12 protein-coding genes and 1 other RNA gene are annotated in these 14189 nt (G+C 69.2%); 5 read left to right on the plus strand and 8 right to left on the minus strand.

Annotated features, from left to right (window positions below; all coding sequences use genetic code 11):
- The 4 genes from LOK44_RS03405 to LOK44_RS03420 all read right to left on the minus strand — a co-directional run bounded on the left by LOK44_RS03405 (window position 1) and on the right by LOK44_RS03420 (window position 6017).
- Entirely contained in the window at window positions 1–1338 is a 1338-nt protein-coding gene (locus LOK44_RS03405) for a glutamine synthetase family protein (protein ID WP_237568643.1), read from the minus strand.
- Between the two features lie 78 nt (window positions 1339–1416).
- A complete protein-coding gene (locus LOK44_RS03410; protein WP_237568644.1) occupies window positions 1417–2955 on the minus strand; it encodes an alpha/beta hydrolase in 1539 nt (512 codons plus the stop codon).
- Between the two features lie 99 nt (window positions 2956–3054).
- Window positions 3055–4566 (minus strand): alpha/beta hydrolase, encoded by a 1512-nt coding sequence (locus LOK44_RS03415; RefSeq protein ID WP_237568645.1) that lies wholly within the window; start codon window positions 4564–4566, stop codon window positions 3055–3057.
- A gap of 56 nt (window positions 4567–4622) precedes the next feature.
- Entirely contained in the window at window positions 4623–6017 is a 1395-nt protein-coding gene (locus LOK44_RS03420) for a WS/DGAT/MGAT family O-acyltransferase (RefSeq protein WP_237568646.1), read from the minus strand.
- A 154-nt stretch (window positions 6018–6171) separates the two neighbouring features.
- Here LOK44_RS03420 and panB point away from each other — a divergent pair, with 154 nt between their 5' ends.
- Entirely contained in the window at window positions 6172–7026 is an 855-nt protein-coding gene (gene panB / locus LOK44_RS03425; RefSeq protein ID WP_237568647.1) for a 3-methyl-2-oxobutanoate hydroxymethyltransferase, read from the plus strand.
- On the opposite strand, the gene LOK44_RS03430 is transcribed toward panB, so the two are convergent.
- Complete coding sequence (locus tag LOK44_RS03430; RefSeq protein ID WP_237568648.1) at window positions 7023–7802, minus strand: enoyl-CoA hydratase/isomerase family protein; 780 nt, start codon at window positions 7800–7802, stop codon at window positions 7023–7025. The genes panB and LOK44_RS03430 overlap by 4 nt on opposite strands.
- Window positions 7803–7975: 173 nt before the next feature.
- Here LOK44_RS03430 and LOK44_RS03435 point away from each other — a divergent pair, with 173 nt between their 5' ends.
- Window positions 7976–9502 (plus strand): CYTH and CHAD domain-containing protein, encoded by a 1527-nt coding sequence (locus LOK44_RS03435; RefSeq protein ID WP_237568649.1) that lies wholly within the window; start codon window positions 7976–7978, stop codon window positions 9500–9502.
- A 12-nt stretch (window positions 9503–9514) separates the two neighbouring features.
- Here the strand turns inward: LOK44_RS03435 and rnpB are convergent.
- Window positions 9515–9924: RNase P RNA component class A (gene rnpB, locus LOK44_RS03440), an RNA gene on the minus strand.
- A 29-nt stretch (window positions 9925–9953) separates the two neighbouring features.
- Between rnpB and LOK44_RS03445 the strand changes: the two genes are divergently transcribed.
- The 3 genes from LOK44_RS03445 to LOK44_RS03455 are packed head-to-tail and all read left to right on the plus strand — an operon-like array spanning window position 9954 to window position 12334.
- Entirely contained in the window at window positions 9954–10367 is a 414-nt protein-coding gene (locus LOK44_RS03445; RefSeq protein ID WP_237568650.1) for a helix-turn-helix domain-containing protein, read from the plus strand.
- A gap of 52 nt (window positions 10368–10419) precedes the next feature.
- The gene (locus LOK44_RS03450; RefSeq protein WP_249782999.1) at window positions 10420–10836 is read left to right on the plus strand and encodes a VOC family protein; all 417 of its coding nucleotides are present in this window, start codon (window positions 10420–10422) and stop codon (window positions 10834–10836) included.
- A gap of 40 nt (window positions 10837–10876) precedes the next feature.
- The gene (locus LOK44_RS03455; RefSeq protein ID WP_237568652.1) at window positions 10877–12334 is read left to right on the plus strand and encodes an HNH endonuclease signature motif containing protein; all 1458 of its coding nucleotides are present in this window, start codon (window positions 10877–10879) and stop codon (window positions 12332–12334) included.
- A 13-nt stretch (window positions 12335–12347) separates the two neighbouring features.
- On the opposite strand, the gene LOK44_RS03460 is transcribed toward LOK44_RS03455, so the two are convergent.
- Together LOK44_RS03460 and LOK44_RS29905 are read right to left on the minus strand one after the other, a co-directional pair.
- Window positions 12348–12572, minus strand: coding sequence for a hypothetical protein (locus tag LOK44_RS03460; protein ID WP_237568653.1), 225 nt, complete (start codon window positions 12570–12572; stop codon window positions 12348–12350).
- Window positions 12573–12598: 26 nt separating this feature from the next.
- Complete coding sequence (locus LOK44_RS29905; protein WP_308192702.1) at window positions 12599–14188, minus strand: FAD-dependent oxidoreductase; 1590 nt, start codon at window positions 14186–14188, stop codon at window positions 12599–12601.
- Window position 14189 lies beyond the last annotated feature (1 nt).

A 14189-nucleotide genomic window follows, 5' to 3' on the forward strand; every position in this document is an offset into this window, starting at 1 on the left:
CTAGAGAGACAGGTAGGTCTTGAGTTCGAACGGGGTGACGTGGCTGCGGTAGTTCTCCCACTCGGTGCGCTTGTTGCGCAGGAAGTAGTCGAAGACGTGCTCGCCGAGCGCTTCTGCGACCAGCTCCGAGTTCTCCATCTCACTCAGCGCGACGCCGAGGCTGCCGGGCAGCTCCTTGTAGCCCATGGCACGCCGCTCTTCGGGAGTCAGCGTCCAGACGTTGTCCTCGGCCTGCGGTGCCAGCTGGTAGTTCTTCTCCACGCCGCGCAGGCCCGCCGCGAGCAGGATGGCGAACGTGAGGTACGGGTTGCATGCCGAGTCGGGGCTGCGCACCTCGATGCGACGGGAGGACGCCTTGCGCGGGGTGTACATCGGGACCCGCACCAGAGCCGACCGGTTGGCCGCACCCCAGGACGCCGCCGTCGGCGCCTCACCGCCGTGCACGAGGCGCTTGTAGGAGTTCACCCACTGGTTGGTGACGGCGCTGATCTCGCTGGCGTGCTCGAGGATGCCCGCGATGAAGGACTTCGCGACGTCCGACAGCTGCAGCGGGTCGTCGGGGCTGTGGAAGGCGTTGGTGTCGCCCTCGAACAGGCTCATGTGCGTGTGCATCGCGGAGCCGGGATATTCGGCGAACGGCTTGGGCATGAACGACGCCCGCACGCCCTCGCCGAGCGCGACCTCCTTGACGACGTAGCGGAACGTCATCACGTTGTCGGCCATCGACAGTGCGTCGGCGTAGCGCAGGTCGATCTCCTGCTGGCCCGGCGCGCCCTCGTGGTGGCTGAACTCGACCGAGATGCCCATCGACTCCAACGCGTCGATGGCGTGCCTGCGGAAGTTGGGCGCCGAATCGTGCACGGCCTGATCGAAGTAGCCGCCGTTGTCGGCAGGCACGGGCGGCTCGTCGTCGGAGCCGGGCTTGAGGAGGAAGAACTCGATCTCCGGATGCACGTAGCAGGAGAACCCGAGGTCGCTGGCGCGCGCGAGCTGACGGCGCAGCACGTGGCGCGAGTCGGCCCACGACGGTGACCCGTCGGGCATCGTGATGTCGCAGAACATGCGCGCCGAGTGGTGCTTGCCTGCGCTCGTGGTCCAGGGCAGCACCTGGAACGTGGACGGGTCGGGACGGGCCACCATGTCGGCTTCCGATACCCGCGCGAAGCCCTCGATCGAGGAGCCGTCGAAGCCGATGCCCTCTTCGAACGCGCCCTCCAGCTCGGCGGGTGCGATGGCGACCGACTTCAGGTATCCGAGCACGTCGGTGAACCAGAGTCGAACGAATCGGATGTCGCGTTCCTCCAGCGTGCGGAGCACGAATTCCTTCTGCCGGTCCATGTGCGCAGCGTAGGCACCGGCTGTTAAATCCGTGTTACGCGATGGCTGCGGTTCGTGTTCTCGGACACTGCGGCTCGGTCAGCAGCGAAGACCCGCCGGTGGCTGCACCGAGTCGACGAGGAAGCTGACGACCGCGGGGTCGACGCACGGGCTGCCATTGAACACCACCGTGTGCTGGGTGCCCTCGAACGAGATGAGGGAGCCGCCGAGCTGCCGGGCGAGGTCCACACCCGCCTGATACGGGGTGGCGGGGTCGTGCGTGGTCGATACGACGACGACCTTGCCGGGACCGGGCGAGACCGCGTCCTGGGGCTGCGACGTCGGCGGCACGGGCCACAGCGCGCAAATGTCGCGGGGGGCGAAACCGGTGAACTCGCCGTAGGCCATGAACGGTGCAGCCAGGCGCGCCTGCCGGTCGGCGTCGGCCCACACGGCGGGGTCAGTCGGGTACGGCGCGTCGACGCAGCGGATCGCGGTGAACGCGTCCTGCTGATTCGAGTAGTGCCCGTTGCGGTCGCGCTGCTGGTAGTCGTCGGCGAGCAGGAGCAGGTCGCCGGGGTCGGTGCCACGTGCCAGCCCGAGCAGCCCGCTGGTCAGGTACTTCCAGTAGCGCTCGGTGTAGAGCGCGTTGACGGTGCCGGTGATGGCGTCCTGGTAGCTCAGGCCACGCGGGTCGGTGGTGGCCGCCGGGCCGGCGACCAGGGGGTTGACCAGCTGGTGGTAGCGCGCCACGAACTGGGTCGGGTCCTGGCCCAGTGGGCAGTCGGTGCTGCGCGCGCAGTCCGCGGCGTAGTCGTCGAAAGCCGTTTGGAACCCGGCGAGTTGCCGGATGTTCTCGCCGATCGGGTCCGAGCCCGGGTCGACCGCACCGTCGAGCACCATGGCGCGCACGCGGTCGGGATAGCGCTCGGCGTACTTCGCACCCAATTCGGTGCCGTAGGAGAACCCGAGGTAGTTGATTTGGGCTTCACCAAGCGCGGCCCGCACCACGTCCATGTCCTGGGCCGTGGAGGCGGTGCCGATGTTGGCCAGGAACGGCGTGCCGGTGCGCTGGAGGCAGCCCTGCGCGAGCCCGGCGTAGATCGATTCGATGGCCGCGACGCCTGCGGGGCTGTAGTCGGCCATCGGTTGGCGGCGGTAGGCGTCGAACTCGGCGTCCGTGCGGCAGCGGACCTCTGGCGTCGAGTGGCCGACGCCGCGCGGGTCGAACCCGACGAGGTCGAAGCGCCGGTTGATCTCGGTCCCCGCAAGGCTGGCACCCATGCCTGCGACGGTGTCGACCGCCGAGGCGCCAGGTCCGCCGGGGTTCACCATCAGCACGCCGATGCGGTCGCCGGTGGCCGGGATGCGGATCACGGCGAGGTTGGCCTGCGGGCCCGCCGGGTCGGCGTAGTCGACGGGCACGGTCACGACGCCGCACTGCGCGTTGGGGATCCGCGTGACGTCACCGACGAGCGGCGTGCAGCTGCCCCATGCCGGCGACTGACCGTAGGCCTGCAGCGGTTCACCTTCCGGCGCAGCCGACGCAACCGCAGACACCGGACCGGCCAGGCCCAGCAGGACCACGAGCGCGAGCGGTGCCGAGAACGTCCTGCCCACCCGCCACATGGCGATCATGTTCGCACGCAAAGGCCTTCGACACCGCATCCACGGTCGAGCGGAGACGCGTCGGCAACCGGACGGTGATGCTTCGGTGACTTTGCCGGCTCGCCGCTGCTAGCAGCGCGCGCCCTCCGGCGGCACGGTGACGTCGACGAGGTACCTGGCGGCGATGTCGTCGACGCAGCGGTCGCCCTGGAACACGACGGTGTGCTGGGTGCCGTCGAACGTCAGCAACGCTCCGCCGAGTTGCTTGGCCAGGTCGACACCGGCCTGGTACGGCGTCGCTGGGTCGTTGGTCGTGGACACGACGAGCGTGGGAGGCAGGCCCTCGACCGACAGTTCGTGCGGTGTCGAGGTGGGCGGGACCGGCCAGAACGCGCACGTGCCGAGCGGCGCGTTGCCGGTGAAGCCGCCGTAGCTCATGAACGGCGCGACCTCGCGGGCGCGGCGGTCCTGCTCGATGACCTTCGCGCGGTCGGTGATCGGCGGCTCGTCGACGCAGTTGACCGCGACGCGCACGTCGGTCGAGTTGTTGTAGTGCCCCTCGGGGTCGCGTCCCATGTACAGGTCGGCGAGAGCGAGCATCGTGTCGCCCCTGCCCTCGCGCAGTTCGGTGAGTGCCTGGGTCAGGTGGCGCCACAGGTTGGGCGAGTAGAGCGGCAGGATGGTGCCGATGATCGCGTCGCCGTAGCTGAGGCCACGCGGGTCGTCGGTCTCGGCCGGCTGTTCCACCAGCGGATCGACGATCGACTTGTAGACCTCGACCGCCTTGGCGGGGTCAGTGCCCAGCGGGCAGCTGGGGTTCTTGGCGCAGTCGGCCGCGTAGTCGTTGAACGCGGTCTGGAAGGCGGCGGCCTGGCGGATGTCGGCCTCGAGCGGGTCGGCGTTGGGGTCGACCGCGCCGTCGAGGATCATGGCGCGCACCCTGTCCGGGAACTCCTCGGCGTAGGCGGCGCCGATGCGCGTGCCGTAGGAGTAACCGAGGTAGGTCAGCTTCTCGTCGCCCATGGCCTCGCGCATGGCGTCGAGATCCTTTGCGACGCTGACGGTTCCGACGTTAGCGAGGAATTCCTCCCCCATCTTGTCGACGCACCGCTGCACGAATGCCTTGGTCTCGGACTCGATGTGCTCGATGCCTTCGGGCGAGTAGTCGACCTGCGGGTCGGCGCGCAGCCTGTCGTTGTCCTCGTCGGAGTTGCACCAGACCGCCGGGGTGGAACGCCCGACGCCACGCGGGTCGAAGCCGACGAGGTCGAAGCGCTCGCGCACCGATTCCGGCATGGTGCCGACCAGTGAGGCCGCGGCCGCGACGCCCGATTCGCCGGGCCCGCCCGGGTTGACGAACAGCGAACCGATCTTCTGGCCGGTTGCGGGGAACTTGATGAGCGCGAGCTGCGCGACGTCGCCGTCGGGCTTGGCGTAGTCGACGGGGACCGAGAGCATCCCGCATTGGGCGCCCGAGGGAAGTGGGAGGTCACCGGATGCGTCGGCCTCGCACTCCGCCCAGTCCACGGGCGTGCCGGGCGGCGGGGCGCCGACGAGCGCGCGTCCGTCGACCACTTTGCTACAGCCGACGACCACCATCATCACCATGGCGGCCGCGAGGACCCCGCTCTTGAGGTTCATGGCTGCCCATGCTGCCATGACCTGCCATCACCGCTGCTAAGGGCGCTACCGCGCGCCTACTTGGTGGCTGCCACCAGCTCGTCGAGCGCGACTTGGAAGTCGTCGGCCATGTCCCATAGGTCGGGCAACAGATCCGGGCAGGAGATCAGCCCGACGTCGAGCCCACCGTTGAGCGACATGACGGTGATGTTCAGTCCGGAGCCGTGGAAGATTGGCCCGAGCGGATACATCGCCTTGACCTCGGCGCCCAGGAAGTACAGCGGCACCTGTGGGCCGGGCACGTTGGAGACCACCAGGTTGTGCACCGGCCGGGCGCCGCTGAGATTGCTGCGGGCGTAGACCCGCATCGCGACGCCGAACACGGCGGGCGCGGCGAACTGGGTCCAGTCCTGCAGCAGGGTGGCCCCGATCGCCGAACTATGTTCCTTGGCAAGCGAATTGGCTTCCGCGATGGCCTTGATGCGCTGCGAAGGGTCTTCGACGTTGGTCTCCAGGCTGGCGAACATGCCCGATACCTGGTTGCGGCCGGGCCTGTCGGACTTGTCGTGGACCGAGACCGGCACCATCGCCACCAGCGAGCTGTCCGGCAGCTCGCCGCTGTCGAGCAGGAAGCGGCGCAGCACACCGGACACCAGAGCCATCACCACGTCGTTGACCTTGACGCCGAAGTGGTTCTTGACGAGCTTGATGTCCTCGAGGTCGAGCTGCGCGAACGCGACGTTGCGGCGCCCGGTGACGTTGGCGTTGAACCGCGTCTTGGGCGCATTGAACGGCGCTGCCATCGTGAGGCCGTTGCGGGCGCGCTTGACGGTGTCCAGCACCGTGTTCACCGTCATCGGCAGCACGTTGACCAGCTTCAGCGGCCGAGTGGCGAACCGGATGGCGCCGCCGATCGCGATCTCGAGGTCGGATGCCTGGCCGACTCCGGCCACCGGTTCGGGTGCTGGCGGGTCCGGTTCGGTGGCACACAGCTGCGACATGAGGTTGGCACCGGTGACGCCGTCGACGCCGGAGTGGTGCACCTTGGTCAGCACCGCGAGGCGACCGCCCTCGGTGCCGTCGGTGGTGTTCGCGAGGTTCTCGATGACCCACATCTCCCACAGCGGGCGGCTGCGGTCGAGCGTCAACGACGCGATGTGCCCGCAGATCTCGGCGAGTTCGGCACGTCCGCCCGGCGCGGGCAGACCGATGCGGTGCAGGTGCCGGTCGACGTCGAAGTCCTTGTCCTCCACGCGAACCGGGTGATCGAGGTTGAGCCGGTTGTCGGCGAGCTTCTCGCGGAACTCCGGCATCGCCTTGATCCGCAGCCCCAGCGCGTCGCGCAACCGGTCGAAGGAGTAGCCGCCGGGGATCGTGGCCGGGTCGATCTCCAGCACCGAGCACACGTGCAGTGGCAATGCGGCGGATTCGAGGTAGAGGAAGCTGGCGTCGAGACCGCTTAGCCGTTGCATTCCGCCGATGTTAGGCCGGTCGCCTCCCAGGGTGTGAGGAAATGCACTTCACCGGCCGTTCACGTTCGGCAACGCGGGTGTCACACTGGAGCAGTCAGACGACCCGGGGACCCGGATGGGCCTCGAGGACGACCAGACCACACGAGGGACGACGATGTCTGAGCAAAGTGTCTACGGTGCTGCCACCGATCCGACCGTCGCGGAGCGCAAGCCTCGCGCCAAGGTACGGACCCACCACCTGCTGAAGTGGAAGTCAGAGGGCCACAAGTGGGCCATGCTGACGGCCTACGACTACTCCACTGCGCGGGTGTTCGACGACGCCGAGATCCCGGTTCTGCTGGTCGGCGATTCGGCCGCCAACGTGGTGTACGGCTACGACACCACGGTGCCGGTCACGGCCGACGAACTCATCCCGCTGGTCCGCGGCGTCGTCCGCGGGGCGCCGCACGCACTGGTGGTCGCCGATCTGCCGTTCGGCAGCTATGAGGCCGGGCCGCAGCAGGCGCTGGCCACCGCGACCCGGTTCCTCAAGGAGACCGGTGCAGCAGCGGTCAAGCTCGAGGGTGGCGAGCGCGTTGCCGAGCAGATCGCGACGCTGACCCAGGCAGGCATCCCGGTCGTCGCGCACATCGGATTCACCCCGCAGAGCGTCAACGGTCTCGGCGGTTTCCGCGTGCAGGGCCGCGGGGACGGCGCCGAGCAGACCATTCACGACGCCATCGCCGTCGCCGAGGCCGGTGCGATCGCCGTGGTGCTCGAGATGGTGCCTGCCGAGCTGGCCACCCAGATCACCGGCAAGCTCACCATTCCCACCGTCGGGATCGGCGCGGGCCCCAACTGTGACGCCCAGGTGCTGGTGTGGCAGGACATGGCGGGCATGACGGCGGGCAAGACCGCGAAGTTCGTCAAGCGGTTCGGCGACGTGGGCGGCGAATTGCGCCGCGCCGCTGCCGAATTCGCCCAGGACGTGGCGACGGGTGCCTTCCCCGCCGAGGAGCACTCCTTCTAGCCGAAGGCAGGCGCCCGCTTGCCGAGGAAGGCCGCGATGCCCTCCTGGCCGTCGGCGGATCGTGCGCACCCAGCGATGTAGCGAGCCTCGAGTTCCATCTGTTCCTCGATGCCGTTGCCGAAGCTGTCGAGCAGCAGCCGCTTCACCGCACCGTTGGATGTGCGTGAGGTCGCGGCCATCTGCTGAGCCAGTTCGTCTGCGCGGCCGGCGAGGTCGGCGTCGGGCACGACCTCGCTGAGCAGGCCCCAGTCGAGGGCTTCGGCGGCCGTCAGCGTGCGGTTGGTCAGCATGAGCTGCTGGGTGCGGCGGATGCCGATCAGCCGAGGCAGGTAGTACGACGAGCTGCCGTCTGGGCTCAGGCCCGCCTTCGTGTAGGCCATCGTGAACTTCGCGGACTCGGCTGCGATCGCCAGGTCGCCCGTGACGGCGAGGCTGAACCCGGCGCCCGCGGCCGTGCCGTTCACGGCGGTGATCAGCACGGCGTCCATGCGCGCGAACGTCGACAGCGCACGGTGCAGGTCGTCGGCGATGCCCTTGACGAACGTGCCGGCGTCGGGTGCGGCGGCCATCGCCTTGAGGTCGCCACCGGCGCAGAAGAATCGGCCCGCGCCGGTGATGGTGACCACCTTCGTGGCCTCGGTGTCGCACAGTGCGGCGGCGACCGCCAATTCACGTGTCAACGTGTCGTTCATGCCGTTCGCGGCCTCGGGCCGGTTCAGCACGATGCTGGTCACGGGTCCGGTCTGGGTGAACGTCAGCGTCTCGAATTCGGGCATGGGAGCAAACGTTATCGCACGCCCTCGCACGACTCCTTACGACCGACTGTCGATGTGTAACGGGCCCTCCGAGCCCGCGTCGACGAAGGCCGCAGCGGTGAGGCGGTCCGTTCACCTCAATGTGGCACCCTGTTCAACACTTCGAGCCCTACCCCTCCCGACCGAAGGTGAAGATGCCCTCCGACAAGCCCAAGGCCTCCCGCCACACCGAGATCGAGCGCAAGTTCGCGCCGTCGGAGAGCGCCGTGTCGCCCTCGTTCGAGGGTCTGTCGTCGATCAGCCGTGTCGAGCGTTCGCCGGTGCAGTCGCTGGACGCCGTGTACTTCGACACACCGGCACACGACCTGGCCGCACACCGCATCACGTTGCGGCGACGCACGGGTGGACCCGATGCGGGGTGGCACCTGAAGCTGCCCGCCGGGCCCGACTCGCGCACCGAGGTGCGACTCCCCCTTGGCGACGGCGATCCGACGAGCGTGCCGGAGGACCTCCGGGATGTCGTGCTCGCCATCGTGCGGGATCGGCCGCTGGCACCGGTGGCACGCATCGAGACCGCGCGCACCGTCGATCTGCTGATCGGGCCGTCGGGCAGCCCGGTCGCCGAGTTCTGCGACGACCAGGTGACCGCATCGACGCCCGCCAACGACGACCGCCAGACGTGGCGGGAGTGGGAACTCGAACTGATCGGCGACACCGAGCCCGACGAGGGCGCGGCGCTGCTCGCGCGGTTGGCCAACCGGCTGTTCGACGCGGGGGCCGAGACGGCCGGCCACGGTTCGAAACTGGCCAAGGTGCTGGATCAGGCGCGCGGCGATGAACCGAGTCCGACACCCACCGAGAAGCCGCATCCCGATCCCGTGCACCGCGCCGTCGCCGAACTGGTCGACGAACTGATCGTCTGGGATCGCGCGGTTCGGGTCGACGCGTGGGACTCCGTGCATCAGATGCGCGTCGTCACTCGCAAGATCCGCAGCCTGCTGCGCGCATCGGAGGAGTCGTTCGGACTCACCGACGACTCCTGGCTGCTGAACGAGCTGAAGGAGCTGGCAGGGATCCTCGGCGTGGCGCGCGACGCCGAGGTCCTCGCCGAGAAGTACGACAAGGCAATCGATGCGCTCCCCGGGACCTTGGTGCGCGGTCCGGTGCGCGAACGCCTCGTCGAAGGCGGCAAGCGGCGTTATCAGGCGGGCTGGAAGCGGTCGCTGTCGGCGATGCGCTCGGAGCGCTACTTCCGTCTGCTCGACGGTCTCGAGGCACTCGTCGCCGCGGAGCCGTCCCCGGCCACTCCTGGTGAGGAGCCGGCACCGCCCAGCCTCGAGTCGTCCTACGGCAGGGTGCGCAAGGCGGCCAAGAAGGCGAAGGCAGCGGCGAAGGATCCCGACGTCTCGCCCGAGGAGCGTGACGAGGCCCTGCACAAGATTCGCAAGCGCGCCAAGCAACTTCGCTACACCGCCGCCGCACTGGGTGACGACAAGGTGGCGGACCGGGCGAAGGCGATTCAGTCGCTGCTGGGCGATCATCAGGACAGCGTGGTCAGCCGCACGCATCTGCTGCAGGAGGCGGTCGTCGCGCACGCTGCGGGCGAGGACACGTTCACCTACGGCGTGCTGTTCGGCAAGGAGGCCGATGTAGCACGCGACGCCGAGACCCAGATCGAGGATGCGCTCGAGAAGTTGAAGAAGGCCGCGGGCGACGGGTAGGCCGCGCGGGGCGGAACGAGTTGGCCTGTAAGCCGGATTCTGTTCCCTGTCACCATTACTGGCGGCGGGGCGGCGACCATCCATCTGGACACACCGTCACCGGGTGCCTCGAGCGGCCTACCCGCAGGCTCGGGCGAGCAGCCCTCGAACGCCTGCGCAGCCGCAACCAGGTTGCGGCCTTCTTGGCCTTGCTTCGGGTGGGGTTTGCCTAGCCACTCCGGTCACCCGGAGTGCTGGTGCGCTCTTACCGCACCGTTTCACCCTTACCTCCCCTACCCGGAGGCGGGGAGGCGGTCTGTTTTCTGTGGCACTTTCCCGCGAGTCACCTCGGATTGCCGTTGGCAATCACCCTGCTCTGTGAAGTCCGGACTTTCCTCGAACACCGGTGAAGAACCGATGTCCGCGGCCGCCCGGCCAACTCGTCCGCGCTGATCACCGTACTCTGATCGGCATGGCACAGGTGCCACCGGTCCGATATCTGCTCCGCGCCAAGGACCTGGTCGATGCCCGGTATGCCGAGCCGATCACGGTCGACGACCTCGCTGCGGCCGCCGGCCTGTCGCGCGCACACTTCTCCCGGATGTTCACCCGTACGTTCGGCGAATCACCGCGCGCATACCTGCAGACCCGGCGGCTCGAGCGGGCGGCCGCGCTGCTGCGATACACCGACCGGACGGTCGCCGATGTGTGCGTGATGGTCGGTCTCCGCAGCGTCGGATCTTTTACGACCAGCTTCGCCCGCGTCTACGGCAAACCGCCCGCCGCGTACCGGGCCAGCCTGCCGCCCGCGGCATCCCGCGCGCGGGTACCCAGCTGCATCCTGCAACGCGACACCCGGCCGCGCGCCGACAGCCGCATCAAGTGAGCACACGGGGAGAAGACGGACGCCTGATCGCGGTCGTAGCGTCTGACCCGTGATGAGAATCGGAAGCACCCACCTGTGGGTTCATGATCAAGGGATTGCGTTGAAGTTCTGGACCGAGAAGGTCGGTATGGAGGTGCGCGAAGACGTTTCGTTTCCCGAGGAGATGGGCGACTTCAGGTGGCTCACCGTCGGCCCGCCGGGCCACGACGACGTCAGCATCGTGTTGATGGCCGTGCCCGGCCCGCCCGTGATGGACGAGGACACCCGCAAGCAGGTGCTCGACCTCACGGCGAAGGGCTTCGCGGGCACGGTCTTCTTGATCAGCGATGACGTGCGCGCCGAGTACGAGACGTTGTCGGCCCGCGGCGTCGAGTTCACCGAGCCGCCGACCGAGATGCCCTACGGCATCGACTCCGGGTTCCGCGATCCCTCCGGCAACAGCGTCCGGGTGACACAGCTCAACGGTTGATCCCGTCGGCTTGTCGGGGGGTGCTCGTAGACTCGAACACGTGTTCGACGATGCGGATCCCGGTGTGCTGCTCCTGCAGCGCATGGGATCCGCCGCGCGCGCCGAAGCCTGCGCTGCCGCGCAACGGCTCGACGCGATCGGCCGGTTCGTCGAGCTGCGGATCACCCAGGACGGCGGTGAGGCCGACCAGTGGATGGTCGACGCCACCGACGCCGCCACCTTGGAGGTCAGCGCCGCGCTCAACGTCAACCGCCACCTCGCGGCGTCGCACGTGCGCTACGCCCACGCCCTGCGCCACCAACTGCCCGCACTGGGGGCACGGTTCCTCGCCGGTGACGTCGACGAAGCGGTGTTCCGGGCGGCGGTGTTCCGTACCGGCTTGATCGTCGACCCGACCGTCCTGGCCCGGGTTGACCGGACGCTGGCCGAACGCGCCCACGGCTGGGGTGGGCTCAGCCGCAGCCAGCTCGCCACCCGCATCGACGCGATCGTCGCCCGCCGCGACCTCGACGCGGTACGTCGCCGCAAGGACCGGGTCGCCGACCGTCAGGTCACCTGGGGCGACGTCGACAGCGGCCTGACCGAGATCACCGCGGTCGTGTACGCCGCTCACGCCCGCGCCTTCACCGAACGCCTGATGGCGCTGGCCGCCACCGTCTGCGACGACGACCCCCGCACCCTGGCCCAGTTGCGTGCCGACGCGATCAGCGCCATGGCCGCGCACCAGGACCGCATGTCGTGCCACTGCGACCTCGACGACTGCCCGGCCGGTGGGCGAATCGCCAGCGCGGTCGTGGTGCACGTCATCGCTGAGGCGGCCACCCTCGACGGCGACCCGACCACCGGGGGCATCCTCGACGGCTACGAGGGCCTACTGCCCGCCGAGCTGATCACCGAACTGGCCCGCGACGCCCGCCTGCGGCCCCTGCACCACCCCGGGGCCGCCGCACCCGCCGAGTGCGCGTACCGGCCCTCGCGGGTGTTGGCCGACTACGTCCGGTGCCGCGACGTGACATGCCGCTTCCCCGGCTGTGACCGCCCGGCGTTCGGCTGCGACCTCGACCACACCATCCCCTACGCCGCCGGCGGACCGACCCACGCGTCGAACCTCAAGTGCCTGTGTCGATTTCACCACCTCGCCAAGACGTTCTGGGGCTGGCGCGACGAACAACTCCCCGACGGTACCGTGCTGTGGACCTCACCGGCCGGGGAGTGCTACCCCACGGGCCCCGGCAGCGGGACCCTCTTCCCCCGACTGTGCGAGCCCACCGGCCCGGTCGCACCCCAGGTGCGCACCGACGACGACCGCTGCGCCGACCGGACCGCGATGATGCCGCGCCGCTCCCGCACCCGCAGCCGCCAACGCACCGCCGACATCGTCGCCGAACGCCACGCCAACCACGCCCACCGCACGACGCCGAAACCGCTGCACCGCTTCGACGAGGACTTCGCGTACGACGAGACCTTCCCCACCGAACCGGAGCCACCGCCGTTCTAGGGCACCGCCGGCGCTAGGCGACGGCCGGCGGCGTTCCCCAGAGTTCTTCGACGTCGCCGAGGTGGCGCAACATGACGTAGCGGTAGTCCTCGGCCTCGGCCTTCGAGGTGCACTCCGCGTAGGCGGCGCGAGCCCCCGCTTCGTCGCCGTCGTAGACGGTGGTCGGGACGGGTGGCACACCCGTGTCGCCCGGATCCGGAACTTCACCGATCTGCACCGTCCACGATTCGTCAGCCATGGTGCCCAGGTTAGGACATGTCGTCGTCAGGGCTTGCGCCGCAACACCATCACGTTGTCCGCGATGCGCGCCTGCTTCCCATCGGGCGTGCTGACGTCGCGCTCGATCGCCTCGACGCGGACCCGTTCCCACTGGTCATCCCGGAGGTTCAGCCCGGCGAGCACCTCCTCGGTGCTCGGGAACGGGTGATCGTGCGGTACTCCGGTCGCCCACGACGGCATTCCCCCGTGGTCGACGATCACCAGGTGACCTCCCGGCCGCACGGCTGCGGCGGCGTCGGAGAGGATGCGCGGGCGTTCCAGACGCACCGTCGAGTGGAGGAACTGCGCCGACACCAGGTCGAAGTCGCCCTCGGGGAACGTCTCGGACAGATCGTGCCGCTCGAAGGCGATGCGGTCTGCCACGCCACGCGCGCTAGCCTCGTCGCGGGCGCGGCCCAGCGCCGTCTCGGAGATGTCGACGGCGGTGACCTGCCACCCGTGTTCGGCCAGCCAGACGGCGTCACCGCCCTCACCGCAGCCAAGGTCGAGCGCGCTGCCCGGCGTCAGGTCACGCGCGACCTCCTCGAGCCTCGCGTTGACGCGGCCGCTCCAAATCCGGTCGCGCGCACCGTAGTGCCGTTCCCAGTACTCGTCGGCGGGCAGCGCCTGGGTCGGCCACGGCGGCACGGGCAGCCCGACGTCGTCGCCGAGCAGTGTCTGCACCACAGATGCGCCCGCGAGGCTTCCCGTCGCGATCGCGGCGGCGACCTGTGGCATCTGAGCGGCGATGTCGCCTGCAGCGAACAGCCCCGGCACCGAGGTGCGCTGAAACTGGTCGACGAACAGACCGTCGGGTGCCAGCGGGCTGGGGACGGCGGTGGCGCCGAGTTGTGCTGCCAGCGGCGACCGTTGGTGCAGCGTCGTCGCGACGAGCGCAGCGCGCCTCGCCAACTCGGTGCCGTCGGCGAACTCGACAGCGCTCAGGTCCCCTCCGGACGTCACGAACCGCGCGACGGCGCGCGGGTCGACGCTGACCCCGGCGGCATCCAGTTGCTTGCGCTGGTCGTCGTCGAGGTCGTCGGCCGCATTGGTGAGGAGTACGACGTCGTCGGTCCAATTGCGGATCATGAGCGCCATGTGCACGGCGCGCGCACCGTTGGCCAGCACCGCGACCGGCTGGTCACGCGCCTCCCAGCCGTGGCAGAACGGGCAGTGGAACACCGACCGCCCCCAGCCCTCGCTGATGCCGGGAACATCCGGCACCCGGTAGTCCATGCCGGTCGCCAGCACGACGGTCCTGGCCCTCTCGATCGAGCCGTCGGCGAGTTCCAGCACGAAGCCCCGCTCCCCTCGCACGACCTCACCGCTGCGCACCTCGACGTCCGGGTACGCGGCCAGTTCGGCGCGGCCCTTCTCGTATAGCTCTGCAGGAGACCGACCGTCGTGGCCGAGTAGACCGCCGATGCCGTGCGCCGCCGAGTTGCTCGGCTTCCCGGCGTCCACGACGAGCGTGCGGCGCCTGGCGCGGCCCAGAACCAATGCGGCGCTCAAACCCGCGGCGCCTCCACCGATGACGATGCAATCCCATTCGCGTTCCATGACCTCGAGCTTGCCCTCGGCGGTCAGTAGTGCCAAG

The sequence above is a fragment of the Mycolicibacterium lacusdiani genome, assembly GCF_021916785.1.
GTDB lineage: Bacteria > Actinomycetota > Actinomycetes > Mycobacteriales > Mycobacteriaceae > Mycobacterium > Mycobacterium lacusdiani.